Below are 25,947 nucleotides of genomic sequence, written 5' to 3' on the forward strand. Positions count from 1 at the left end.
GTAACAAGTCACATTTATTAATTAGAAGCTGGCGTTAAGACTGAAACCGTAGCTACGGGTTGCACCGGAAGAACCTTCATCGATACCCTGTTTCAACCAGCTGCTACCCATTGGTGCTTCCGGATCCAGGTTCTTCATAGTTCTGTATGCATACAACAGGTTTCTTCCGATCAATGACAGACGCAGACTCTGCAGGTGCAGTTTCGCAGCTGTTGCTTTGGAAATGTTGTAGCCCAGTACCACCTCACGGAGTTTTACGTAATCATTCTTCGAAAGGGTTACTTCGTTCCATGCTGTTGGGGAGTCATTGAACTGGTTCAGGTAGTAATAACCAGCCTGTACCATCTTGGTGTTTTTATTACCATTCTTATCCACACCGTCCAGGATCACACCATCGTGATAAACAGGACCATTTGGAGAAATAGAATTGTGGCTTGGCAACTGGATCATTGTTTTACCATCGGTATCCAGGTAGTAAGGGAGACCACCATGTGCTTCATCACGGTATTGCAGTGTACTTTCATACATACCTGCACCAGTCATGTATTTGAATGGAGTTGCTACGATCATACCACCGAAACGGTAGTCAAACAGGAAGTCGAGTGACAGGTTGTGGTAAGTGATGGTGTTAGCCAAACCACCAACGATTTTAGGTAACAGGTTACCTTTTTTCTCATATTTGGTGATGTCAACATCATACAGTCCGTTGTCAGTGATAACAAGATTTCCTTTATCATCTCTCTTACGTGGGTACATGTAGATATTACCGATAGGCTGACCCTTTTCAGCTACTACTTTCAACGCATCTCTGGATGCAAAGAGCATTACGATCTGAGATACGCCTGGTGTCAGTTCCTCTACGCTGGAAGTACTGTTCGCAAAGTTCAGACGGGTGTTCCAGGTAATTTTACCTTTTACCGGAGTAGCAGTCAACGCTACCTCGATACCCTTACTGTGCAGTTTACCTACGTTTGTGATCCTTGTTTTAGCACCATTACTTACCGCAACGTTCAAACGCATCAGCAGGTCGGTCACTTTACTGTCGTAGTAAGAGATGTCAAAACCCAAACGGTTATCCAGCATTTTTACCTCTGTACCGATCTCGATCTCAGTTTTCTTTTCCGATTTCAGCTGTTCGTTACCATAGTCACTCTGCGCGATCAGCAAAGGAATTGAACCGGTAGTCGTAGAAATTGGTTTCTGCGTATAAGTAACGTTTGACTCAAATGGCGGCGGAGCGTTACCTACGAGACCGTAAGAAGCACGTACCTTACCATAAGAGAAGATAGTAGGCAGATGGAACGCTTCAGTGAACACAAAGCTGGAGTTCACAGAAGGATAGAAGTAACTGTTGTTCTTGTGGGGCAGTGTAGAAGAATACTCCTGACGGGCAGTACCTTCCAGGAACAGATAGTTCATGTAACTCAGGTTCATGATACCCAGGTAAGCATATTTAAATGCACCACTACGACGTTCAGATGTATTCTGGATGTTGTAGGAGTTATTGATACTGAACCAGTTTGCCGTTACGAGACCACCATTGGTAGTGGACACCTGGTCACTATAGGTTTCTTTACGTGTCTGGAGACCTGCACTTACAGAGTAACCAAATACTCTTTTATCCTCATCTCTTGCGAAAGTCAATAACTGGTCACTGTACACAATGCTGTAACGACCTTTTGCAACACCATAAGAACCGGTGCTTCCACCACTATTGAACGCGATTGGCTTTTCGTTGTATTCTTTCGTCTCCGTGTTCACACTGGTGAAGTCATTACCCAACCTGGTACGGAATCTCAGTCCTTTTGCCAGGTCGATGTTCAATGTAACACTGGATATTAAACGATCCTGCTTTTCTACCTCCTGGTTACGCAGCTGTTTCCACAGGAAGTCCAGCAGGTTGTATGCACGGATAGGATATTTGATCGCTTCATCAGGGTTCTGTGCCGCGTTCTCAGGCGCTACATACTTATAACCTTTGCTGGTTTTGTATTTATCAAACACAACCGCTAAATCTTCCTGACGACCAAAGTAACCGGCGTAGTCATTGAAGATACGCGCCATCTGCAATGGTCTGTTGGTGATCTTCGTGTTCACATAACCACTTACCACGTCTAAGCTCACCTTGTTGTGCAGCTTGATAGTACTGTTCAGGTTGAAAGTATTACGCTGCTGGTCACCACCGATCTGGACACCTTTGTAATCGTTACGGGTGTAAGAGAAGCGGTAATTCGCTTTTTCTGTCATATTCGAAAGGGATACATTCAAATTTGAATTGTATCCCTTCTGAAAGAGTTGATTATAGTTATCGGGCTGGGGTGAATATGGATGCATACTACCATCCCACCAGGGTACAAGCTGTCCGTCCAGTTTTGGTCCAAACTGCGCATAGGCCCTGAAGTAAGGCCTTACAGTTCCGTCGGTTCCGATGGGGACCCAACCTGCTGCATTCGCATTCGCGCCCGCAGTTGTCCTGTCATAACCGGAGCCATACTCATTCTGATATTTTGGTGCAAAGGCAACTCTTTCTGCTGTGTGTGAATAGTTCAGATCAACACCCAGACCTCTTCCTTTCATACCTTTCTTAGTGGTAATTACCACCACACCACTCGCTGCATCAGAACCATACAGGGCGGTCGCACTCGCACCTTTCAGTACTGTCAGACTCTCGATATCTGCAGGGTTGATATCCAGGATACCGTTACCACGGATACGGTTATCAGCCCAGTAGTCAGTATTGTTTGTACCACCAGCACCTTTTTCGTTGTTGTTCCTGATCTGCACACCATCCACTACATACAGCGGCTGAGTGTTATAGTTCAGGGAGTTCACACCACGAATCTGGATATTCACCGCACTCGTAGCACCACCTGGAGCGGTAGTGATCTTTACACCGGCAGCTTTACCATACAGTGCAGAAGCAAAGTTGGTAGCGCCGGCGGCGGTGATTTGTTCAGAAGTGATAGTACTTACTGCGTATCCGAGAGCTTTTTGCTCTCTTTTGATACCCAGTGCCGTTACTACTACCTCATTCATTACGCTTTGATTTGGCTGCAGTGTAACTGTAATTGCAGTTTTACCACTAACAGGAATTTCCTGTGTTTTAAAACCTACATAAGATACAACCAGCACAGCATCATCCGGAACACTAATGGTGAAGGCACCATTTTCATCCGTAGCTACCCCATCGGAAGTCCCTTTTATTTTAATAGATGCACCGATCAGCGCTTCACCTGTCTGATCCAGTACTTTACCTGTAACTTTGATCGCCTTCAGCATAGCGCCTTTTGGCATGATCACGATCAGGTTATTAGATAATTCCTGGTAAGTAAAACCAGAATTATTCAGGATCAGATCCATCACTGTGGTGATCTGAGCATCTTTCACGTTAATGTCTACCTTGTTATCGTTAGGTATGTTCCTGTTACTGAACATGAAACGATAGTCGCTCTGGCTTTCAATTACAGTGAGCACTTTCTTAAATTCCACATCACGCAGATTAAGAGTGATCTTGGTTGCAAAAGAAGCTTTTGCCAGTACATTAAGACTGGTGGCGAGCACCAATCCCAGTACTACATTCATAAGTAGCATTGGCTTTAAAAGCCCGTAAGGGATCTTTACGCCCCTGGGGCGTAGGATAGAAATCATAACTTAGATGTTAAGGGTGATTAAAGTCTTTCAAATTTTTCAGGATTGTTCAAAACCTTCTTTAAGGATATTGATTCTTGGTTCGCGGGTACCGGTTAAAAACAGTGCCCGCATTATTTAGTAGTAGTCAAATTCATTTCCCATAGACAAATTTTAGGCGTTAATACTTTGTTTCTGGTGAAATGAAAGAGCGCATACATAGGTATAATCATAGTGTTTTAACATAGGTATTGGCTTCATATAGGGTTTTCATCTCACCTTCCAATGTTTGAAAGGAATGTTTAGGCTTCTTAGTCTCGTCCCATCTTTCGGATCAATATATCACGATCGTCGAATCTTCAATTTTATATGCGAAATCCTCTGTCAGGTTCAGCGCATGGAATGCTTCCGCTACTGTCTCTCCTTCCAGGATCCCCGTAAATCTGAGTTGCTTTTTGCGATCTGCATTAAAGCTGATCCTCACATTGTACCAACGTTCCATTCTCCTTGCCAGCGTCTCAAAATCTTCATCATGGAAAGTCAGCTTATTCTGTAACCAGGAAGTTTCCATGATCATGGTATCTTTCTGGCTGAAGTAGGTCATCGTCGTTAAGGATGGCACCACATCTTTTAAAGCCACTGATTTCTTCCGGGTAGAATCGTAGTCGCTCACAACTACCTTCTGTGATGGTTTCAGTACGATCTTCTCATCCGGATTATCAGCTACCGTCACTTCAATCGCACCTCTCAGCAGTGTTGCCTCCGTAGAGGTTTCGTTTGGATAGGACTTCACATTGAATGCCGTACCTAACACCTTGATATCCATCTTGTCCGTATGAATAATAAACGGTTTCTGCGCATCGCCATGTACATCGAAGAAAGCCTCACCTGTCAGATACACTTCTCTGCTCTTCGTTGGAAAGTCTGCTGCATACTCCAGTTTACTGTCTGCATTCAGCGTAACCCTTGTACCATCATCCAGCATGAATGTGGATTTTTCCCCCCTCGAGGTGAATTTAGCCGTCAGAGGATCATGCTGTGAGCGGTAATAAAACACGCTGGCAGTGATCAGCAACGCTACAGAAGCAGCGATGCCCGATAACCATACCAGGCGACCTTTTCCGCGTACCGGTGTCATCAGCGGTGCTATATCTTCAGTACCTGCTTCTTTCTCAAGTTCACTAATACGCATCTGCACGTTTGAAAACAGTCTTCTGTTATCGATATGATCGTGATGATTCTGGGCCCAGTACATGCGGAACAGTTCATACTGTCTTGCAGCGACAGCATCCTCACTCATGATATGTTTCAGTTCCTGGCCTTCTTCAGGTGTTGAATCACCAGCCAGGTCCTTTATAACAATTTCAAAAAAACGTTCACTCATTGTCCGTTGGAATAACCCTTTGCATATAAGACAACATTTAATACCTGTTATGCGTACAAGGTTTAAAATTTTTTTTAACATATAATATTAAGGGCTAATTACCCATAAATATCCATATCAGCAGTAAAGCCGTCACAATACTATCAATATTGTCCGGCGTCTGTTTATTTGCCTTTTTCAGATAAGGCTCCATCGCTACAGTCATTTTCTTCATAGCACGTAGCATCTGTGTATGCACCGTGCGGGGGGATATATTCAGGATCTCAGCTACTTCTTTGTATTTCATACCATTCTCCTTAATCAGGCGGAAAATGATACTGCATTGACGCGGTAAAGAAGAAATTGCCTGATCCATATGGAAAAGCAGTTCCTTCTTCTCAAGTTCCATCTCCGGAGATGCACTGTTAACCAGCTGAGCACCTCCCTCATGGTCGTCCAGATTCACCAGTTGAACACTGGAGAATCGCTTATTGTAGTTGAGCGCATGATTTTTTACAGCAATGAAAAGATAGGTTTCAGGCTTCTGAACTTCCCGCATCTTAGCCCTGTCCATCCAGCATTTTACAAAAACATCCGACACTATTTCCTCCGCAACCTGCTGATACTGAACATACATTGTGCAAAATTTCACGAGTCTGGGGTTTAATTCATGGAAAAAAACCTCAAATGATTTAGAGTCGCTATCAACTGTGATGCGCTCCCATAGATCATTTATATTAACCTCCTTTTGCATTCTAACTTTTCCTTATATTTCAGACGGCAATGTAGTAAAAGTATATGGCAAATAAAAATAATAAAACTTTCTGAATTAATTATTTATAATATATATTTCCTACCATACATTAGTAAAATCTACCTCCCGGAGACGGCAATAAAAAACCCGTCCTGCTTACGCAGAACGGGCCTTCAATTAGTTGAATATCAAACTACTCCTGATCCATAGTCATGATATCGCGGTCAAACAGGTATAAGCCACTCTTGTCATCACCGATCAATTCCAGCTTGTCATTACACTCACGTGCCAGACGTTCTTCCTCAATCTGCTCGTTTACATACCATTGCAGAAAATTATGGGTTGCGTAGTCCTTCTCCTGCAATGCGATATCCACCAGCTCATTGATCCCTTCACTCACCTTTACCTCATGTGCAAACAACTCTTCAAATGCCTTCTTTAAAGACACAAATGTGAGTACCGGTTGCGCAAGTGCAGGTACGATGGCGAAACCGCCCCTTTCATTGATATAATGGATCAATTTCAGCATGTGCATACGTTCCTCATCACTATGCTTGAAGAAAAATTTTGTTACGCCTTTCAGACCGGGCTGAATATCTGCCCAGCTGCCCATTGCCAGATAAGCCTGAGAAGATTGTGCTTCCATCGCTACCTGCGCATTCAGGGCTTCCTGCATTCTTTGTGACAACATATAATTCGCTTTTTAAGTGAAGAATTGAACAGGTTAAAAATACTGAATTTCCTGAGCCCGTATCACGCTCAGGAAAATTTAAATGCTTCTTTTTCATGCTGTTCTCTACCCGCAACACTCCTAAAAACAGTCATTGCCGTCATCGCCCCCTCCCATCGGACAGGCACCAACGAAGTATATGCAAAAACAGTACTTCGGATGATGGCCTGAACTATTTCATAAGCCAATACCCTAACGCCAGCCAACATAAACCTTTGGCAAGAAAGAAGATAAAGCCCCAGAAACCAATACGCTTTATCCACCTGATGAATTTTTCTTTGCGCTGTTGCTCCATCTTAAGCGACATACCTGATACTTTCTGGCAAAGCTACAAATTGTCACTACATTGTCATGAACATCGGATTACCATCTACGGAACTTTTATTACCATATCGGGAGGAACCTTCACCAACAGCAGCACCCGGTCACAAGGCATTTTTTATCGCACAAAATCTTCCCTGTACGGACTAAATACATCAATTAACACGCCCGGCTCCAGGCACACCGCACCATGTACCACGTTTGGCGGTATATAATACGCATCTCCCGCCTTCAGTATCCTCTTTTCACCATCGATCGTGATCTCAAACAACCCGCTTTCCACATGTGCCATCTGTGTGTGATAATGTGAATGCAACGCACCTACCGCTCCCTGCTGAAACTCCACTTTCACCATCATCAGCTGCTCATTATAAGCCATTACCTTCCGGCGTATACCCGGGTCAGGATTTTCCCAGGGAATATCCCTGTCTTCAATAAAAACGTTCATCTGTGACTATTTTCGGATGATTAAACAGGAGACGGAAGGCCGGAAAATACAATAGTCCATAGCGGTGCCGTCATCCCTGTACAGTTATCTGCTTACCAAATTAACAATTGATCGGCGAATAACTATGCAATAATTACGGTCTGCTATGGACTATTATTATTACTGCGAATGCTGTCAGCCGTTTATGAAAGATAAAACGGCCCTGTAGCGTCGCGCTTATTTCAGTAATTCATTCAGGCGCTTATCCAGCTCCTCACCTCTCAGGTTCTTAGCGATGATCTTACCTTGTGGGTCCAGCAGGAAGTTCTGCGGAACTGATTTTACACCATACTGTTTAGCGACATCATTGTCCCAGAATTTCAGGTCGGATACGTGTGTCCAGGTCAGACCATCTTTGTGGATAGCATTGATCCATGCATCATGACCGGTTGGCTGATCCAGGGATACGCTCACGATAGTGAAAGCTTTGTCTTTGTGATTGTTAAATGCGGCCACCACATATGGGTTTTCCATACGGCATGGACGGCACCAGGAAGCCCAGAAGTCAACCAGTACATATTTACCACGGAAGTCCTTCAGGTTCACCGGTTTACCCAGGGTATCGTTCTGTGTGAACAAAGGCGCTTCAGCACCAATAACGGTTGCTTTCCAGCTACCGATCAGTTTTGCCAGATCCTGACCATTTTTGGTCTTTTTCAGAGAACCATCCAGGCTGTTCAGCATAGAATCCAGCTGACCAACTTTATCAGAAGCCTCATAAGCATACTGCTGGATCACATCCAGGCTCACCATTGATTTTGGATGCCTGGCGATGAATCCTTTATAGATATCACCCTGCTGACCACGGATCACTGCCAGTTTCTCATCCAGGTACTGCTGGAATTCCGGACTGTTACGTTTCTGCTCATCAGCAGCCATATATTCTCCGTTCAGCGCCTGATAAGCAGTGCTTACACTTTTCAGAGATTCCTGTAACTGTTGATTATCAGTATTTAATGGAGAGCCGCTGAAGGTTACCTTTTTCAGGGAGTCAGCGCTGTTCATAGTGATCGTACCTTTTTCCACGTAGAAAACGACCATATCTCTCATCCGTGGATCTGCCGGCGGATTAACATGTTTTAATACCATCATTGCCTGACCTGGCTCTTCTACTGACCCTTTGAACTGGAATACACCATCTTTCAGCTCAGCAGAATCCTTTACTTCAACACCACCACTACGGTATACCAGTTGCAGTTTGGCAGGTGCATTCAGGTTGCCGATCTTGCCTTTGATTGTGAAATCCCCTTTCTGGGCTAACAACACACCGGGGGACAGCAGTAAGGCTGCTAATAATTGCTTCATGCTAGAATTTTGTTTGGTTTGATTTTGATTTTCACTAAAATTAGGAAATAAAAGTGAAGTAGGGCCGCTGGAAAGACCGATTCGGGATGACCGGTCAAAAGGCTGTATGAACTAAAAACCCTGTCACCTTCGATATCAACGGCTGTTCTTCGTTGTACAGCGCCATTACGCCGTTATTAAGCCGCTATCTGTCCGCTCGTGAGCGAAGAAATAGCGGCGTAATAGCGGCGTAGTAACGTTTAATCGAAGAAATAATACCGGTTCTTATTCTATACCCAGCTCTTTCTGGATTTCTTCCAAAGACCTGCCTTTGGTCTCCGGCATCATCTTCCAGACAAACAGCAGATGTAAGAGCATCATAACACTATAGAATACAAAGGAATAGAAACCTCCCATCACACTTCCTGACACAATGATCGGGAAGGTCCAGGAAATAATGGCAGCCATGATCCAGTGGGTAAAGCTGCCCAGTGCGCCTCCCTGGGATCGTACAGAATTCGGGAAGATCTCGGAAATAAATACCCAGATCACTGCTCCCTGAGAGAAGCCGAAAAATGCAATATAACCGATCAGATAGATCAGTACATTTCCACCCAGACTGGCCGGATCGCGGAAAGCATAGGCTGTCAGTCCCAGGAAAACGATCATCCCTACAGAACCGATCAGCAACAGGGTCTTACGACCAAATTTATCAATCACCGTCATCGCCAGCAGGGTACACATAAGATTGGCCGCTCCTATATATACCGGCTGCAGATAAGCCTGCTCTTTACTGAAACCTGCCAGTTCGAAAATACGGGGCGCATAATACAGGATCGCATTGATACCCGACAACTGGTTGAACATTGCCAGCAATACCGCATAAATGATTGGTTTTGCATAACGTTTCTGGAACAGGTTCTCCTGGTGGGTCTTTACAGATTCCCGGATCGCCTGAATAGCCTTATCGACATTTTGTTCCTGTAAACGCTGCAGGATAGGTACCGCTTCCGATTCCCTGTTATTCAGGATCAGCCAGCGCGGACTCTCAGGAATCGTACGCAGCAGAATACCAAACAAGACCGCCGGTACCACCATGATACCCAGCATCCAGCGCCAGGAATCATCCCCCATACCGACAAACAGGAAGTTGGTCAGATAAGCGATAAAGATCCCAGCTACGATATTCAGTTGGAAAGAACCCGCCAGACGACCACGTAAATGTGCCGGCGATATCTCCGAAATGTACATCGGTCCGACTACCGAAGAAGCCCCTACGGCCACACCGGCAGAAAAACGGAATAACACAAACAACAGCCAGGCCGAAATCGAAGCACAGCCAATAGCCGAAATAATATACAGACCCGCAATCACCAGCAGTACCTTTTTACGGCCATGGATACGGGCAGGTACGCCCACTACCAGTGAACCTAATACAGTACCGATCAGGCTCGAAGCCACTGTAAAGCCCAGCCAGAAAGGACTGAGCGACCATAATTCCATAATCGTTTTCTCTGCGCCGGATATAACCGCCGTTTCAAAGCCAAACAGGAACCCGCCAAGGGCAGCGATTAACGCTATTCTAACAGGATAAGACAACATGTGCGTAGTTTATTGTGATTTTTTGTGGAGCCGTGGATTTCATCATAACGTTTTGTCTAAACAGGGAAAAAAAGTAAACATAAAAAACGGTAAAAACAACCTTTCGGAGGTTTAATCAGAATATTCTACATTTACCCTATATCTATCACCTCATGAAAAAAGAATTTGATGCCTTGTAACACCAATTGTGTTACAAATGAACAAGTCACAAAGAAATCTCAGAAACATTCTGAAAACGACTGACCATCGTGGAACCTATAACCGTGCCAGCAAGAATCTCTATGCGGAATGTCCCCTTTGCAGATGGCATGCCTCATTCTGGAGATGCTGCTTTAATCAGTCTCTCGCTAAAATGACTTACAGCGATGACCTTGATGGTACACCATACAAGTTAAGGTTCATGGATCATTACAACTGGAAACTCGTCTCTAAAAACAAAAAACAGTGGATGAGAAAAAACATGAGGGCACGTTACAGGCGTTATGACGATGGATGTGTACGTATTACTTTCGGCTTTTAATTACTTAACCGTGAGGAAGTTTCCTCACGGTTTTTATTTTCCCTGATATTTGAAATTCATATACCCCTGATTTGATATTGCTATAAACCACCCGCCTGCCCTGCCGCACCTTTGTATTGTCAACAACAAATACACTCCTCCGTAATAACAAACAACACGCATCATGAACAAATTAAACATTAGCGCAGGCAAATGGATCAAAGCACTATTATGCTCCGCTGCCATTGTTAGTGCGCCATTAGTAATGCACGCACAGAAAACACCTAAAGTAAAAAACATCATTCTCGTACATGGCGCCTTTGCTGATGGCTCCGGATGGGAAGGCGTATATAAGATCCTGGCGGCAAAAGGTTACAACGTTACCGCATTACAATACCCGATGACCACACTTGACGACGATATTACCGCCCTGAACCGTGCAATCGACAAACAGGACGGTCCAACCGTACTGGTAGGACACTCTTACGGTGGTACAATCATTACAGGCGCTGGTGCAGATCCTAAAGTATCCAGCCTGGTATATGTGGCCGCATTCGAACCGGATTCACTGGAATCTACCTTCCAGCTGGTGCAGACAAGACCCATCCTGCCTGAAAACGGTATCCTGCCCCCGGACGACAAAGGTTTTATCTACTATGACAAAGCAAAATTCCATCCTGGTTTCTGTGCAGATGTGCCTAAAGAAAAAGCTGACTTCATGTACGCTTCTCATGGCGCTATCGGACTGCCTTGCTTCGTCACACCGGTAAAGCACGCACCATGGAAATACAAACCATCTTATGCCATCCTCACAACTGATGATAAAAGCATCAATCCTGAACTGCAAAAGGACATGGTAAAACGTTCCGGTGCAAAAGTCACTACGATAAAAGCAAGCCATGTAGTGTTTATTTCACATCCGAAGGAAGTAGCAGCGGTGATTGAAGAAGCAGCGAACAGATAGGCATTAATTAGGAATTAAGAATTGATTACTTAAGGCTTAAATACAAACAAAGGCGATTCACTTGAATCGCCTTTGTTTGTATTTATCATTAAAGTACATTGAACCTTCAGCAACCGCTGCATTCGAATTCTTAATCCTTAATTCTTAATTTCTAATTTTTCTCCTGTACTCTGCCGGCGTAATCCCCGCATTCTTCTTAAAAAACAAACTAAAGTTAGGCTGCTCCGCAAATCCAATACAATAGCCAATATCCTGCAGGGTCCAGTCTGTCTGCAACAACAAACTTTTCGCTTCTTCCAGCAAACGGGTACGTATATGCGTACTTACATTCTGACCAGTATGTTTCTTTAATAAGGTATTGAGATAATTAGGATGCACATTGAGATTAGCGGCAAACTCTTTCGCCGTTTTCATGGAGATAGGATTCGAGTAATGCACATTCATGATCTCTCTTTCCAGCAAACTAAAAAAAGTATGTACATGCCTGTAGTCATCTGATATATGGTCCGGCTCTTTAAAATCAGTAATACGTGCACATTGTATCAGTAACAATTGGAGATAGGTCTGCATCGCATCTTCATTCAGCCGGTTGCCCGACATTTCTTCCTGCTGCATACTACTGAAAATAGTACTGAGTGCGGCAACATCCGGGTACCGTAAACGAATGATATTGTTCTGTCCATCAAAAAGATGATACTTTTCTATCGTCAGTTTGAGCAAGGGGTGTTTGTCCAGCAGATTTTTACTGAACAGACAATTATAGCCTTCCTGTCCGGAAGAAAGCCCCTTCCAGGAAATAATATCTGAGGGGTGCAGGAAGATGATCATGGGCTCCTCAATATAGTAGGTACTGGCGCCTACGGTTAACATACCCTGGCCTTCCGTGACCATCAGTATCTTATAAAAATCCCTCCGGTGGGGTGAAAGGGAATGTTTGCTGTCTTTGTCAGAACGGCTATACACCCGGATGGACAAGGCGTCGAAGTGTTCCCTGGTAAGGGGAATCTTATCCGGAGAATCACACTGCAGGCCATCCGTTTTAAATTCCGGTGTCTTCATCATATCTGTCTGAGTTTTTACACCTACAAATATGTCTGAGATCAGCGGATTTACGGTTGTACCTATTCTCGGAATTCGGGTATTTTTCCCTGCTTTTTAGAAAATAAAAAGCTGCCCGCCCGTTTTAACGGGTGGACAGCTTATAGTGATCATACCGTCTTATTTAGACAGCTGGTCGAATTCTTCGTCCGTCAGTTCTATATCAGCCGCCTTGAGATTCTCCTCCAGGTGCGTGACAGACTTGGTACCAGGTATCAGCAGGATATTATCTGCGCGTCTCAGCAACCATGCCAATGCGATCTGAGCCGTAGTAGCATTGTGACTGGCAGCGATCTTACTGATCTTGTCAGCCAGGGTATCCGGACCAGAAGCCAGCGGGAACCATGGAATAAATGCCAGTCCACGTTCAGTGGTGTAATCCAGCACTTCTTCCCATTGACGGTTACCCAGGTTGTAGAGATTCTGTACAGATACGATCGGCAGTACTTTTTCAGCACGCTCGATCTGCTCCACATTCACTTCAGATAAACCTACAAATCTGATCTTACCTGCCTTCACAGCTTCTGCAACAGGCGCCAGTGTTTCCTCTACAGGAACATTGGAGTCAAAGCGATGCAGTTGCCAGAGGTCGATCGTGTCTACCTTCAGACGTTTGAGACTACCTTCGATATTTTCGCGGATAAAATCAGGGTTACCATTCGGTACCCATTGATCAGGTCCCGGACGGTTGAAGCCGCCTTTGGTGGCAATAACCAGGTCCTGTTTATAAGGATGTAAGGCATCCGCGATCAGTGATTCATTCAACTTAGGCCCGTATGCTTCCGCAGTGTCGATGAAGTTCACACCGGCTGCCACCGCAGCCTGTAGCACTTTCTTCGCATTCTCACGGTCAGCCACCTCTCCAAATACTCCCTTTCCTGTCAATTGCATTGCACCGTAACCAAGACGGTTGATTTCCAGCTGACCTCCTAAGGAGAAAGTCAGACTTTTTGTGCTTGTTGCCATTTGTTTTGTTTTTAAATCAATCCTGAAATAAGTGAGATATTACTGTTGTGTCAGTTTGTACAAACTGCTCTTAATGCATCAATAAGTATACCCGTGTCGCTCCGGCAGGATGCTATCTTTATGTATAGTTGTGTAGATGTTATGCTTTCAGCAACCAACCTTTAAAAACCAAACTTACGGGGTGATGATTTTATGCATCATACTGTACATATTATCTGACGCCTTTATCATGTGCACAAAGGTCAGGAGATTCCAGCTGACAGCAATTAGTAAAAACAAAGGATTTAGTATGAATATCAAAGAATTTTCAGACGGGTATAAAGTAAAAGGGCATCCACTGGTAGTGGAATGCCCTTCCTGTTATTAAGCGTAATACCATTATAAGGCGGTGAAACTGTAGGTTTTCCCCTTTTCAGTCGCTACATCATAGGTCGCTGGTGCTACGATTTCCAGTGGGGCAACCGTTTTTGCATGTACCAATGGCTCGGCCACCGGCGTTACCTGATAAAAAGGGTTACTGTTTTCTCCGGATGCCTGCTTCAGCTGACTCATCCCTTTTAAAGGCACAGCACTGCGGATACGGCAATTACCACCTAAGGTAGAAGTGATCACCAGTTTTGTGATCTTACCATCCTGCCATGCCAGGTCCTCGATCACAAAGCCGCCTCTGGCACGTAAGCCTTTGATGTTGCCGGTCTTCCATTGTGGTGGTAAAGCCGGTAATACATAAATAGCGCCATCGTGGCTTTGCATCAGCATTTCTGTGATACCTGAGGTACAACCGAAGTTACCATCGATCTGGAAGGGGGCATGTGCGTCAAACAGATTGGTATAAGTACCTCCTCCATGCTGGCCTACAGGGCTCAGCTGATTAGTGATCAGTTTCAGGGCATGTTCACCGTTTTGCAGTCTCGCCCACCAGTTCACTTTCCAGCCCATACTCCAGCCGGTAGATACATCTCCGCGTTGCAGCAGGGTGGTATTGGCAGCACTGGCTAATACCGGTGTACGGTCAGGAGAGATCTGTGCAGACGGATACAGGCCATACAGGTGAGAAATGTGGCGGTGATTATCTTTCGGATTATCCAGGTCATCTATCCACTCCTGTAACTGTCCGTACTGACCAACCTGCATAGGTGGGAGCCGGCGGCGGACTGTCTTAAAAGTATCCACCAGAGCGGCGTCTTTCCCCAGGATTTCGGCCGCATTGATAGCAGCACTCAGGGCATCAAAAACGATCTGGTTATCCATGGTACATCCTGCATCAAAAGATACGTTCGGACGGGTGGAAGGCGCATTCTCAGGAGAGGTACCCGGATTGACCACCAGGTATTTACGCTTCGGATCTTCTACCAGGTCATCTACAAAGAACAGGGCAGCCCCTTTTATAGCCGGATAGACGTCAGCCAGATAGCGCTTGTCGCCATTGTACAGATAACGATCCCAGAGATGCTGCGCCAGCCAGGCGCCTCCCATGCTCCAGATACCATAGAAGATCCGGTCTACCGGTCCTGTGATACGCCAGAGGTCCGTATTATGATGGGCCACCCATCCTCTGGCGCCATAGAGTATACGCGCAGTACCCTGTCCGGTTACTGACAACTCTTTTACCATTTGTACCAGCGGCTCATGCATTTCCGGCAGATTATCCTTTTCCGCCGGCCAGTAGTTCATTTCAGTATTGATGTTGATCGTGTATTTGCTATCCCATGGGGGCGACATTTCTGAGTTCCAGAGTCCCTGTAAGGTGGCAGGTTGTCCGCCTGGCTGGGAACAGGAGATCAGCAGGTAACGGCCAAACTGAAAGTACAGCGATATAAACTGTGGATCATATGCTTTGGAAAAATTGACCAGTCGTACATCCGTCGGATCTTTTGCCGCATCAGAAGTACCCAGGTCAATTTTCACACGATTAAAGTAGCGTTGATAAGCCGCAATGTGTCCTTTCAGCAATACATCATAAGGTTGTTTAACAGCTGCATTCAGATAAGCGCCCGCTTTCTTTACAGCGTCGGCGCTCAGGTCCTGGTAATTCACATAGTTGGTCGCCATGGAGATAAACAGCAGGGCACTATTTGCATTCTTCACTGTAACAGCGGTATCAGACGTTGTTACACTTCCCCCGCTGGCGATCACACGGGTAATACCATTGAATCTCACTTTCCCTTCCACGCCTTCATGGCTCCCGGTAGTACCATTAACAATGAGTTCTTTTCCGCTGGCTTTGACCGTCGCATTCTTTTGCGGTGTAGTCAGATAAGCAGAAAATCCAAGCGCACCAGGTTTACTGCTGCTGAGGCGAACAACGATCGTTTGCGCCGGTACAGAAGCAAATACCTCACGCGTATACTTAACACCGTCTACTGTATAGGTAGTGGTTGCGACCGCCTTTTCTATATCGAGTTCACGGTAGTAATTATCGTAGTGATCATGACCAGGAAAAGCAAGATGTAAAGTACCTACAGGCTGATACATTTGTCCGCCGGAAAGTTTGGTCTGGATCTTCTCTCCCGCCAGGTCCTGTGCTTCTTTCTGTTTACCGTCAAAGATCAGCTGACGGATCTGTGGTAATGCAGCGAGTGCTTCCGGATTCTCATTGCGGTTCGGACTACCCGTCCATACCGTTGCTTCATTTAGTTGCAGCAGCTCTTCTGCCGGATTACCAAACACCATTCCGGCGATACGGCCATTGCCGACAGGCAGGGCAGCCGTCCATACATTACCGGCGGGTTGTTTGTACCATAATTTCAATGCTTGTTGCGCATGTGCATAGAATGGAGAGATGCTGATGAACAGCAGGGTTAGTTTTTTCATAACAGCGGAAAGTCAATTTTCAATTACGAATGACACATGACAAGGTTGATCATGTTGTCTGTGTCTTTGGTCCTGTAACAGGCATACAATTACACATTGCGTTACAATGATGTAATTGTATGCGTTGAATCTTCAAAATACAAATGATGTCTTATACCTGCAAGAAATGATTGTACAACCAATACATAATTCCATGAGCGGCAGTTCCGCATTAATGTGTCTCATCTATCAGCATCACATCCCAGGGTTGTAATGTCTTACCGATCAGTAATATGCCTGTATTATTCGACAATACCTGCTCTTCTCTCACGGCCATTGCCCTTAACTGCATGAGCCGCAGCTGATCGCCACTTAATGCATCCGGATTACCTGCCTGTTTCAATGCATTGAGTGCATTACCATTTTCACGATCCAGTATTTCAACATTAAAGCGGGCGTCCTTATTGGTATTCAATAATTTAAAGTTATAGTCACGTGCTTCCCCCAGTTTCAGTGCACTTTCTGTGACATCTGTACCACCAAAGGGAGGCACAGTTTTCAGGGCTGCCGGGTAGTTATACACAATAGCGGTTAGCCGCTGACTATCCTTATGACGCGTTACAATAATACCGTCTTTGTTATACAGCAGTTCATCACCCAGTGCATGCAACATGCGGTAAGCATGGAAAGAGGGTTTGGCAATACCCTGATAGTTGAGCAGACCGTTACCACCGGAGAAAGACTGCGCACCACTGCCTTCTTCCCCACTATCGGTCAGGTTCCAGTAAGCCATTCCATCGGCCAGACCAATACTATCTACATTTGCTTTGATGATATAAGCGGCGCTGGGCAGTGCATCATGCATCGCATCTCTGGAGGAGGAACTGGTTCCCCATTCAGACAAATGGATCTCTGCTTTTGGAAAGGCGCTTTTATCCACAACTGCCCGCAGCCATTGGAGATCCTTTAATGTTGCATCCACCCCTCTTAAAGTGCCTTTGCCATTATTAAACGGCATATCTGTCGGATAAGGATGGGTGGATATAAAGTCAACAGGTGCCTGCTGCTGTTTACAGTATTCCAGGAAATCTTCTATCCACACACCCTTCCACTTCAGGGCTTCCGGGTCGCCTGCTGCTACTGATATCTTTGATTTATCTTCTGTTTCACCATCAAAACGGCCGTCACCAACGAAGTTGCCGGTGGCAGGACCACCTACCCGCAATTGTGGAGAGACGGTCTTCAGCGCCTGAGCAGTCGCCTTGTACATCGCAAAATACTGGCTCTTACTGCCATCCCAGGTAGTGCGGACATTCGGTTCATTCCACACTTCAAAATACCAGCTGCTCACTTCTCCTATGCCGAATTTCTCTATACAATGTCTGGCAAAGTTTGTCACCAGTTGTGACCACTTTGAAAAATCACCGGGAGGAGAAACATTCGCTTTCCACCAGTAAGCAGTGGAAGCGCCACCAGCCATTTCCTTTGGAAAAAAGCTCAGTTCTATAAAGGGTTTTACACCGGCTTTCAACATTCTGTTGATCACATCGTCCACCCGGAGCCAGTTATAAACACCTCCCTGATAGACGGACATATCATCGTGAAAGATCCCGTGCAGACGGCAATATTGAAAGCCGCAATGTTTCTGGCCGAATTGCAGGTGTTCCAGCCAGGGCGATCCGGTACGGAGTACTTCTCCTGCGCGGCCTGCTCCCACACATTTGCTCCAGAAGTGTGAAAACGTGCGTCCCTGAACTTTGGTGTCAATTATCAACGGAGGTTGTTCTTCCCATAGTGAACGGCCTGCTACAATGCCGGGTATTAATGCACTACCCGCAGCTGAAACGATTGCCTGTTTCAAAAATTTACGTCTTTCCATGAGGTAAGGGTTAGATAGTTATACGGCCGTTCCCCTGAACATTGCCAGCATTGTTTTTCATATTGTGATATAGCTCATTTACACAAATTCCGGGGATACAAGCTCTCTTTGATTGATAAATTCTACTGTAAAATCATAACAAGTACTGAATACAATGTACGGCATTTTATGAAATACGCAAACGTTTGCATAATCCATTGACTACAATACATATATGTACAAAATACTCTATGATATTGAGAAATGCAAGTCCGGGGCGAGGGAATATTCATTTAAGTAAGTCCCTTGCTATAGACAGAAAGGGGAGTTTTGGTGGGAAAGGTATCCTGATCTACACCGGAAGCGGATCAGGCCCGCCTTAAGCTAGGATGAGAGACCGGGTAAGTGCTTCCTTAAATAGGGATCAGGTCCACCTTTGGTACGGGTCAGATGCCGGGTATGTACCCTTTAAACAGGGATCAGGTCCACCTTAAGTGCGGGTCAGATACCGGATAAGTACTCCTTAAACAGGCATCAGGTTCACCTTAGGTACGGGTCAGATGCCGGGTAAGTACTCCTTAAGTAAGAATCAGATTCGCTTTGAATGCTGCGAAGCTCTATACCGCTTCCCTTATATCAGTAGCCAGAGGAATCGCCTGTAATACCTCTGCGACCTCCTCCATCAGCGCAGGGTCCTGCTCGAGGATAGCAAATAGCGCAGCATCTGAGTCGACAAACAGGGAAACAAACAGGCCGCTTTCATGTACCTGCAAACCGGTACGCAGTACCTTTCCCTCCAGCTGTAGCTGATGGTAATACTGCTGCTGAGCGATCAGGCACTCCTTATTCCCCTGCTCCCAGTTCCTGCCTTTTCCAAAGAAAAGTAACACTTCGTGTGGCTGCCTGTAGTCCATAATACTTTATTTTTGTACAAAGATCTGCAACAGAAAGAGTTCCCGGTTAACGCAAACGGGACTTTTATCAACGCAAAAAGGTCTGATCAGCTATTTTCTTTCTATGCAACCATTGCCTTCACTGCCATTTCCTGCATACTCCTATAAAATGGAAGAGATCACCCGTACCCTCACGAAAGAACAGACCACCGGGCCTGAGATCAGGTATGATGAGGTAAAAATGGATAACGCCCGTATGCTTTGGTATAAGTATACGGCCGACCAGGAATACCACATTCCCATGCGCCTGGAAAAAGAAAGGGTCGAGCTGCACTTCAAATTGCAGGGACGTTCCGGTGTCTCCTATGCGGACCAGCATCTTATCATGACCGCCAATCAGCAAAGCATTTTCTATCAGCGGGAACTGGAAGGAGAATACATCCTTTTCCCCGGGGAAGAAAGCGCCTTCTTTGAAATAGAAATGCCCATGGCCGTATTTGGTTCCCTTGTCACAGACGAAAGTCAGTTCCTCCGTAACTTCTTCGATCAGCTGCAAACACCCCGTCACTACCTCTGGCCGGGATACTGTAGGCTCATCACGCCAAAGATGCACAACATCATTGCGGAGATGCATACTACCGCCTATAAAGGGCAGATGAAAAGACTGTTCCTGGAAGCCAAGATGATAGAACTGTTCCTGTTACAGGTAAGTAGTTATGAAGAGCAGTACCTGCAACCGGCGGCCCTGCGTCCAAAGGAAATAGAGGCTTTACATGCCGCCAAACAATACATCGGGCAACATTTTGCGGAAGACTGTTCCATTATTTCCCTGGCCGGACAGGTAGGACTGAACCAGAAAAAGCTAAAACAGGGCTTTAAGGTCTTATTCGGACATACCATTTTCGGTTATGTCAGTCATGTGAGAATGGAAAAGGCGAGACAATTATTACTGGACGAACAGAAAACGGTCGGAGAAGTAGCAGAACTGGTAGGTTATCAGCATCAGCAGCACTTTACTGCTGCTTTCAGGAAGAAATATGGTATTCTTCCAAAAACCCTCAAACAGTAAAACTGCGCGCCGGTGTAAGGTTCCACCGGTAAGTATCACCTTACAACCGGACTATAGCAGTTAACAAATCAGGGATGTACAGGAGGACAGACACCTATCAGGATGGCCGGTCTTTGGTATTACGAATCAGACCAATGCCCGCAAAGAAAAAGATCGCTCCCAGTATGGAATAGATGATAATTCCCTTGATGCTCCTCGTACCGCCGGTACTATTCATAAAACTGACAGCTCCCATTATCAGACCGGCAATTCCCAGAAAAGTCAGGAGCATCCCGATAACCCGTTTTTCCATAACTTTTTTACCCCTGTAATGCAAATTGTATGCCCTCGCTATCAAATAGCAGTCACTACCCGGTCTCCCTGCAACGAGTTGCAAATGAATAAAATACCAAAAAAGCCAGCTAAAACTGACATTTAGGCGTAACCGACAGCAGGTGGTGCAATTTTTGCCGCTTCCCACAGCATGAAGATCTTCTGGACTTATTTGCGTCCCCACCGCTGGATGATCGCCTTATCCCTCTTACTGGCAGGTATAGGCCAGCTGGCAACAATGGTAGACCCCCTGATCTTTGGAAAGATCATCGATGATTATACACTGCACCCCGGTAATAAAGCACAGGATGAACTGGTAAGAGGTGTGCTGTTCTGGCTGGCCATAGCCATTGCCGTGGCTATGATAGCAAGACTCTGCCGCGCTTTCCAGGAATTTGTGATGCGTATCGTCGTACAGCGCTTCGGTATGCAGGTCTTCAATGATGGTCTGAAACAAACCCTCCGGCTTTCCTATCAGGAATTTGAAGAACAACGCAGTGGGGAAACGGTCGCATTGCTGCAGAAAGTACGCAATGACAACGAACGCTTTCTCAATGCACTGATCAATATCCTGTTTTCTTCCATGGTAGGCATCTGCTTCCTGATATGGTATGCTGTTACCAAACACTGGGCGCTGGTGCCCGTCTTCTTCTTTGGCGTACTTGTACTGGGTACCCTGACAGGCTTACTGAGCCGGAAAATGAAACAGATACAGCGCGCCATCAATAAAGAAACACTGAAACTATCCGGCTCCATTACCGAGTCACTCCGCAATATAGAACTCGTAAAAAGCCTGGGCCTGACCTTCCCGGAAATACGCAGATTACGCACTTTCACCCGGAACATCTATGACCTGGAGATTAAAAAGGTAAAACAGGTACGTACACTGTCATTTATACAAGGCACCACGCTCAACCTGCTACGGCAATCTATTCTGTTCATATTGCTCTGGCTGATCTTCCATAAGGTATTAAGCACTGGTGAACTCATTGCCATGCAGTTCATATCTGCCACGATCTTTAATCCGCTACAGGAACTGGGTAACATCATCGTTTTCTACCGCGAGGCAGAAAGCTCCTTACAGTTGTTTGATCAGCTGATGCACAAACCAGTGGAACAAAAACCTGCCAGTCCGGTAGAACTGGGCTCCCTGGAAAGCATCCGTTTTGAAGATATCGTGTTCCGTCACCAGACGGCTACCCAGAATGCCATGGATGGCATCAGCTTCCATGCCGGCATCGGAGATACGATTGCCTTTGTAGGGCCTTCCGGCTCAGGCAAATCTACCCTGGTAAAACTGTTACTGGGTTTATATCAGCCTGTATCCGGAGAGATCTATTTCAATGATATTCCCTCCGGAGAGATCCGTTTTAACCAGATGCGCCGTCAGATAGGCTTTGTATCACAGGATACACAGCTGTTTGCAGGTACCATCCGGGATAACCTTTTATTTGTGAAACCTGATGCTACAGATGAGGAAATGCTGGAAGCCCTGCATAAGGCCTCCTGCACACAATTACTGGCGCGTTCTCCACATGGTGTGAATACTGTGCTCGGTGAAGGAGGATTAAAGCTCTCAGGCGGCGAAAAACAACGTATATCCATCGCGCGTGCACTGATACGCCATCCGCGCCTGCTGATCTTTGATGAAGCAACTTCCGCGCTGGACTCTCTGACAGAAGAAGCTATTACAGATACCGTCAGGAATATCTCCGCAAGAAGAGAACAACTGAACATTCTGATTGCTCACCGATTATCTACCATTATGCATGCAGACAACATCTATGTACTGGAAAGAGGGAAGGTCGTAGAGACAGGTACCCATGAAACACTACTTGAACAAAAGGGATTGTATTATGCGATGTGGCGCCAGCAGATAGGCGAACGCCGCAGTATTGCACAGTAAAATACATTTTCCGGGGGCATGGTTTTTGGGTCGCACAGCGTATACAAAATCATTGTTTTATGGAACAGATGAGGCAGATCACCCTGAATATTCCGCCTACGACCAAACCCCGCGTTGTGATTGTAGGCGCTGGTTTCGGCGGACTGAACACTGCGCAGTCGCTTCCGGATGATAAATTCCAGATCGTACTGTTTGACAAACATAACTATCACACCTTTCAGCCGCTGTTATACCAGGTTGCCTCTGCTGCTTTACAGGCCGATTCTATTGCAGGTCCGCTCAGAAATCTGTTCCATAATACCAAAGACTTTCACTTCAGGATGCTGCGGGTATTATCCGTAGACCCGGCTACCAATACGATCAATACATCCGCAGGACCTCTGCAATACGACTATCTTGTCATCTCTACCGGAGCCAGAACAAATTACTTCGGTAATGAAAACATGCAACGTTACGCGTTACCGTTGAAAACAATACCTGATGCATTGAACATGCGTAGTCAGCTGATGCAATTGTTTGAATGGGCCAGTCTCAATGGGAATCCTGCCATCACTGATTATATGCTGAACGTGGTATTGGTAGGTGCAGGGCCTACAGGTGTTGAGATGGCAGGTGCATTATCAGAATTACGTAAGAACGTATTACCCAAAGACTATCCCAGACTCGATTTCAATAAAATGAAAATATACCTGCTGGATGGTCTCGACCGTGTATTGCCTCCTATGCATCCGAAGTCGAGCGCCCGTGCGCAGAAATACCTGGAGAAGATGGGGGTCATCATTAAACTGAATACGATTGTGCAGGATTATGACGGAGAGACGATCACCCTGAAAACGGGAGAACAGCTGAAATCCTTCCTCGTGGTATGGAGCGCAGGCGTAACAGGAGAAACGTTTCCGGGCATACCCAAAGAATGGACAGAACGCGGACGTCTGTTAACAGACCCAAATTGCAGAGTGATCGGTAGTCCGAATATTTTCGCCATTGGCGACATTGCCCTCATGAAGCTGGAAGATTATCCAAAAGGCCATCCCGGCGTAGCACAGCCTGCCATACAGATGGGTAAGTATATTGGTAAAAACCTCAATTCGATCCACAAAAATGACCAGGTAAAACCGTTTAAATACTTTGATAAAGGCTCACTGGCAACAGTGGGCAGAGGCAAGGCAGTGGCCGATCTGCCAAGGAACATTCATCTTGGCGGCAGACTGGCCTGGTGGATCTGGTTATTTGTGCATGTGAATTTCCTGGTAAGTTTCCGTAACAAATTACTGGTACTGACAAACTGGATCTGGAACCTGTTCACATTTGATAAAGGCAACCGCCTGATCATCCGCCCGTATATCAGAAAAGGTGATGAACGTGCGAAGGCTGTGTTTACAGAAAATGAATCCGGCAGTTAGTGTCTATAAGAAAATGTTAATGTTCCGTTGCTTAACTTCTCATTAACTCAATTCGTCTGTTGAAGTACTAATATTGCCATCATATAAAAGTAGTCAGACTACTTTTTAATTTGTTTTCATAACGTGGAATTAGACAAGGGCTGCCTTTCAAGGCGGCCTTTTTTATTGTACCTTTGTGTCTGCTTTGGAAACAAGAAACTACATAACGTTATCACAGCTGGCAGCCGGCATACAGGGCACTATCAAAAACGCTTTTTCAGGACAGAGTTATTGGGTGGTGGCTGATATTACCAGTCATTCCTTCTATCCTGCCAAAGGATATCACTACTTTGATATGGTGGAGAAAGATCCGCGCAGTCACCAGATGGTTGCGAAGATATCCACCACAGCATGGGGAAATGGAAGTACGCGCATCAAAGAATTTGAGAATGTAACAGGACAACGTTTCTCTAATGACATGCAGGTACTCGTACGTGTTGCCGTAGAGTTTCATCCCGTATACGGCCTCAAATTATCCCTGATGGATATTGATCCCAGCTATACCATCGGACAGCTGGAACAGCAGAAGCAGGCCACTTTACAGCGATTGGTAACCGAGTGTGCTGACATCGTACAGAAAACACCGGATGGGTACATGACCCGTAATAAGGCCCTGCGACTGAACCCGGTCATCCAGCGTATTGCTGTCATCTCTTCGGCTTCTTCCGCAGGTTACCAGGACTTTATACATACCATGCAGTCCAATGCCTACAGGTACATATTCTATACAGACAATTACTTTACCGCCGTACAGGGGGAAGCCAATGCAGCACAGGTATGTATGCAACTGGCTGCCATCATCGCTTCCGGCAAACAATATGATACGGTTGTGATCATTCGCGGTGGCGGTGCACAAACAGACCTCCTGCTATTTGATCAGTATACATTGGGTAAAGCTGTCGCCGGATTCCCGGTGCCTGTCATCACCGGTATCGGTCACCATAAAAACGAGACCATTACCGACATGCTGGCCCATACCGCCACGAAAACCCCTACAAGAGCAGCTGAACTTATCATCGCACATAACCGTACCTTTGAAGAAGCATTGCTGACACAGCAAAGTCAGATCATTATCCGGATGCAACAAATGATCGCAGGCAGAAAGCAACAGCTGTCTTCATTACATACCGGTATTATCAATCGCTCGCGCGATCTGCTGAGTGTACACAGAGACGGACTGACACGTGCAAAACAGGCCATCCCGCAAAGAGCCCGGCATACTTTACTGAGACAGCGGAATGCCATCTCACAGTTGTCCGGACAATTACTGGCAAAGCCCGGGCAGGTAACCGCCACCCGCTTACAGGAGCTGGCCCATATCCGCAAGGATATACAGGTATACGCCCGCAAACTGCTGCAACAGCAGCAACAAAAACTGGTGCATCATGAAACAGTGGTAAGGATTATGAGTCCGGCAGTACTATTACAAAAAGGCTTTGCCATGGTACAGCACAAAGGACAGATCATTACCAGCGCCGCACAGTTGTCTCCCGGAGACGAGATCACCGTACAAATGGCAGATGCCGGCGTACACGCAACAATTACTTCAAAAACAACGACCGATGGATACTAGTCTGACATACGAAGCAGCTTATAAAGAACTGCAACAGATAGCCAGGGAAATCGAAACGGAATCCGTTTCCGTAGATGTACTGGCAGCGAGAGTGAAACGCGCTTCCGAACTGATTACCTTCTGTCAGGCACGCCTCCGGGCGACGGAAGCGGAAGTTGAGAACATCATCCAGCAAATGGAAGATAAACCGCTTTAAGCTTTTTAAGCTGCGGCGCCCGCTAATGACCATAGGGCGCCGCCCCCAATTCCTTACGCATAACCTATTCCAGCCCCAGGAGCCCCGATATCCCTCACCTTAAAGGTTTTAATATTTTAATTAAAAGCCGGTTAAAATCAATCCGGTCGTATTTCCGGCAAGATTACATTCTTGACATTTGTATCAGATACATTCATCAGCGGACAAATA

Annotated in this window: 20 protein-coding genes; 7 read left to right on the forward strand and 13 right to left on the reverse strand. The window is 45.8% G+C overall.

The window, feature by feature from the left end; translation table 11 throughout:
* Positions 1-21: 21 nt before the first annotated feature.
* From BMZ72_RS22285 to BMZ72_RS22320, 7 genes are all read right to left on the reverse strand, one after another.
* Positions 22-3,582: a SusC/RagA family TonB-linked outer membrane protein gene (locus BMZ72_RS22285; RefSeq protein WP_089811915.1), complete on the reverse strand. Its 3,561-nt coding sequence runs from the start codon at positions 3,580-3,582 to the stop codon at positions 22-24.
* Positions 3,583-3,961: 379 nt separating this feature from the next.
* Entirely contained in the window at positions 3,962-5,011 is a 1,050-nt protein-coding gene (locus BMZ72_RS22290; protein WP_177222895.1) for a FecR family protein, read from the reverse strand.
* A gap of 94 nt (positions 5,012-5,105) precedes the next feature.
* Positions 5,106-5,744 carry an RNA polymerase sigma-70 factor gene (locus BMZ72_RS22295; RefSeq protein ID WP_089811917.1) on the reverse strand — a complete coding sequence of 213 codons (639 nt, stop codon included), beginning with the start codon at positions 5,742-5,744 and terminating at the stop codon, positions 5,106-5,108.
* A gap of 193 nt (positions 5,745-5,937) precedes the next feature.
* Positions 5,938-6,435, reverse strand: a complete 498-nt coding sequence (locus BMZ72_RS22300) for a ferritin (RefSeq protein WP_012794748.1) — start codon at positions 6,433-6,435, stop codon at positions 5,938-5,940.
* Positions 6,436-6,913: 478 nt separating this feature from the next.
* Entirely contained in the window at positions 6,914-7,243 is a 330-nt protein-coding gene (locus tag BMZ72_RS22310) for a cupin domain-containing protein (RefSeq protein WP_089811918.1), read from the reverse strand.
* A gap of 216 nt (positions 7,244-7,459) precedes the next feature.
* The gene (locus tag BMZ72_RS22315) at positions 7,460-8,587 is read right to left on the reverse strand and encodes a TlpA disulfide reductase family protein (protein ID WP_089811919.1); all 1,128 of its coding nucleotides are present in this window, start codon (positions 8,585-8,587) and stop codon (positions 7,460-7,462) included.
* Positions 8,588-8,851: 264 nt separating this feature from the next.
* Positions 8,852-10,168 carry a sugar porter family MFS transporter gene (locus BMZ72_RS22320; RefSeq protein ID WP_089811920.1) on the reverse strand — a complete coding sequence of 439 codons (1,317 nt, stop codon included), beginning with the start codon at positions 10,166-10,168 and terminating at the stop codon, positions 8,852-8,854.
* Positions 10,169-10,364: 196 nt separating this feature from the next.
* On the opposite strand from BMZ72_RS22320, the gene BMZ72_RS36390 reads away from it, so the two are divergent.
* Together BMZ72_RS36390 and BMZ72_RS22325 are read left to right on the forward strand one after the other, a co-directional pair.
* Positions 10,365-10,688, forward strand: a complete 324-nt coding sequence (locus BMZ72_RS36390; protein WP_143087750.1) for a hypothetical protein — start codon at positions 10,365-10,367, stop codon at positions 10,686-10,688.
* A 163-nt stretch (positions 10,689-10,851) separates the two neighbouring features.
* A complete protein-coding gene (locus tag BMZ72_RS22325; RefSeq protein WP_089811921.1) occupies positions 10,852-11,631 on the forward strand; it encodes an alpha/beta hydrolase in 780 nt (259 codons plus the stop codon).
* A gap of 144 nt (positions 11,632-11,775) precedes the next feature.
* Here BMZ72_RS22325 and BMZ72_RS22330 read toward each other — a convergent pair whose 3' ends face one another.
* From BMZ72_RS22330 to BMZ72_RS22355, 5 genes are all read right to left on the reverse strand, one after another.
* A complete protein-coding gene (locus BMZ72_RS22330; protein WP_089811922.1) occupies positions 11,776-12,693 on the reverse strand; it encodes an AraC family transcriptional regulator in 918 nt (305 codons plus the stop codon).
* Between the two features lie 156 nt (positions 12,694-12,849).
* Positions 12,850-13,695, reverse strand: a complete 846-nt coding sequence (locus tag BMZ72_RS22335; protein WP_089811923.1) for an aldo/keto reductase — start codon at positions 13,693-13,695, stop codon at positions 12,850-12,852.
* A gap of 378 nt (positions 13,696-14,073) precedes the next feature.
* Positions 14,074-16,509, reverse strand: a complete 2,436-nt coding sequence (locus BMZ72_RS22345; RefSeq protein ID WP_089811925.1) for a glycoside hydrolase family 95 protein — start codon at positions 16,507-16,509, stop codon at positions 14,074-14,076.
* 211 nt (positions 16,510-16,720) lie between these two features.
* On the reverse strand, positions 16,721-18,367 hold the full coding sequence (locus BMZ72_RS22350; RefSeq protein WP_089811926.1) for a GH39 family glycosyl hydrolase: 1,647 nt from the start codon (positions 18,365-18,367) through the stop codon (positions 16,721-16,723).
* 596 nt (positions 18,368-18,963) lie between these two features.
* Positions 18,964-19,260 carry a hypothetical protein gene (locus tag BMZ72_RS22355; RefSeq protein ID WP_089811927.1) on the reverse strand — a complete coding sequence of 99 codons (297 nt, stop codon included), beginning with the start codon at positions 19,258-19,260 and terminating at the stop codon, positions 18,964-18,966.
* Between the two features lie 103 nt (positions 19,261-19,363).
* Between BMZ72_RS22355 and BMZ72_RS22360 the strand changes: the two genes are divergently transcribed.
* A complete protein-coding gene (locus tag BMZ72_RS22360) occupies positions 19,364-20,308 on the forward strand; it encodes a helix-turn-helix transcriptional regulator (protein WP_089811928.1) in 945 nt (314 codons plus the stop codon).
* A 97-nt stretch (positions 20,309-20,405) separates the two neighbouring features.
* Here BMZ72_RS22360 and BMZ72_RS22365 read toward each other — a convergent pair whose 3' ends face one another.
* Positions 20,406-20,600, reverse strand: a complete 195-nt coding sequence (locus tag BMZ72_RS22365; protein WP_089811929.1) for a hypothetical protein — start codon at positions 20,598-20,600, stop codon at positions 20,406-20,408.
* A 171-nt stretch (positions 20,601-20,771) separates the two neighbouring features.
* Here BMZ72_RS22365 and BMZ72_RS22370 point away from each other — a divergent pair, with 171 nt between their 5' ends.
* The 4 genes from BMZ72_RS22370 to xseB all read left to right on the forward strand — a co-directional run bounded on the left by BMZ72_RS22370 (position 20,772) and on the right by xseB (position 25,737).
* Complete coding sequence (locus BMZ72_RS22370; RefSeq protein WP_089811930.1) at positions 20,772-22,526, forward strand: ABC transporter ATP-binding protein; 1,755 nt, start codon at positions 20,772-20,774, stop codon at positions 22,524-22,526.
* A gap of 59 nt (positions 22,527-22,585) precedes the next feature.
* Positions 22,586-23,929, forward strand: a complete 1,344-nt coding sequence (locus tag BMZ72_RS22375; RefSeq protein ID WP_089811931.1) for an NAD(P)/FAD-dependent oxidoreductase — start codon at positions 22,586-22,588, stop codon at positions 23,927-23,929.
* Positions 23,930-24,104: 175 nt separating this feature from the next.
* On the forward strand, positions 24,105-25,541 hold the full coding sequence (gene xseA / locus BMZ72_RS22380; RefSeq protein ID WP_255373267.1) for an exodeoxyribonuclease VII large subunit: 1,437 nt from the start codon (positions 24,105-24,107) through the stop codon (positions 25,539-25,541).
* Positions 25,531-25,737: an exodeoxyribonuclease VII small subunit gene (xseB, locus tag BMZ72_RS22385; protein ID WP_012794763.1), complete on the forward strand. Its 207-nt coding sequence runs from the start codon at positions 25,531-25,533 to the stop codon at positions 25,735-25,737. Before xseA ends, xseB begins: the two co-directional genes overlap by 11 nt.
* Positions 25,738-25,947 lie beyond the last annotated feature (210 nt).

The organism is Chitinophaga sp. YR627, from assembly GCF_900114995.1.
GTDB lineage: Bacteria > Bacteroidota > Bacteroidia > Chitinophagales > Chitinophagaceae > Chitinophaga.

Coding starts and splice junctions, on each gene's coding strand:
- BMZ72_RS22285 (WP_089811915.1), bottom strand. CDS start 3,582: ATGAATGTAGTACTGGGATTGGTGCTCGCCACCAGTCTTAATGTACTG.
- BMZ72_RS22290 (WP_177222895.1), bottom strand. CDS start 5,011: ATGAGTGAACGTTTTTTTGAAATTGTTATAAAGGACCTGGCTGGTGAT.
- BMZ72_RS22295 (WP_089811917.1), bottom strand. CDS start 5,744: ATGCAAAAGGAGGTTAATATAAATGATCTATGGGAGCGCATCACAGTT.
- BMZ72_RS22300 (WP_012794748.1), bottom strand. CDS start 6,435: ATGTTGTCACAAAGAATGCAGGAAGCCCTGAATGCGCAGGTAGCGATG.
- BMZ72_RS22310 (WP_089811918.1), bottom strand. CDS start 7,243: ATGAACGTTTTTATTGAAGACAGGGATATTCCCTGGGAAAATCCTGAC.
- BMZ72_RS22315 (WP_089811919.1), bottom strand. CDS start 8,587: ATGAAGCAATTATTAGCAGCCTTACTGCTGTCCCCCGGTGTGTTGTTA.
- BMZ72_RS22320 (WP_089811920.1), bottom strand. CDS start 10,168: ATGTTGTCTTATCCTGTTAGAATAGCGTTAATCGCTGCCCTTGGCGGG.
- BMZ72_RS36390 (WP_143087750.1), top strand. CDS start 10,365: ATGAACAAGTCACAAAGAAATCTCAGAAACATTCTGAAAACGACTGAC.
- BMZ72_RS22325 (WP_089811921.1), top strand. CDS start 10,852: ATGAACAAATTAAACATTAGCGCAGGCAAATGGATCAAAGCACTATTA.
- BMZ72_RS22330 (WP_089811922.1), bottom strand. CDS start 12,693: ATGATGAAGACACCGGAATTTAAAACGGATGGCCTGCAGTGTGATTCT.
- BMZ72_RS22335 (WP_089811923.1), bottom strand. CDS start 13,695: ATGGCAACAAGCACAAAAAGTCTGACTTTCTCCTTAGGAGGTCAGCTG.
- BMZ72_RS22345 (WP_089811925.1), bottom strand. CDS start 16,509: ATGAAAAAACTAACCCTGCTGTTCATCAGCATCTCTCCATTCTATGCA.
- BMZ72_RS22350 (WP_089811926.1), bottom strand. CDS start 18,367: ATGGAAAGACGTAAATTTTTGAAACAGGCAATCGTTTCAGCTGCGGGT.
- BMZ72_RS22355 (WP_089811927.1), bottom strand. CDS start 19,260: ATGGACTACAGGCAGCCACACGAAGTGTTACTTTTCTTTGGAAAAGGC.
- BMZ72_RS22360 (WP_089811928.1), top strand. CDS start 19,364: ATGCAACCATTGCCTTCACTGCCATTTCCTGCATACTCCTATAAAATG.
- BMZ72_RS22365 (WP_089811929.1), bottom strand. CDS start 20,600: ATGGAAAAACGGGTTATCGGGATGCTCCTGACTTTTCTGGGAATTGCC.
- BMZ72_RS22370 (WP_089811930.1), top strand. CDS start 20,772: ATGAAGATCTTCTGGACTTATTTGCGTCCCCACCGCTGGATGATCGCC.
- BMZ72_RS22375 (WP_089811931.1), top strand. CDS start 22,586: ATGGAACAGATGAGGCAGATCACCCTGAATATTCCGCCTACGACCAAA.
- xseB (WP_012794763.1), top strand. CDS start 25,531: ATGGATACTAGTCTGACATACGAAGCAGCTTATAAAGAACTGCAACAG.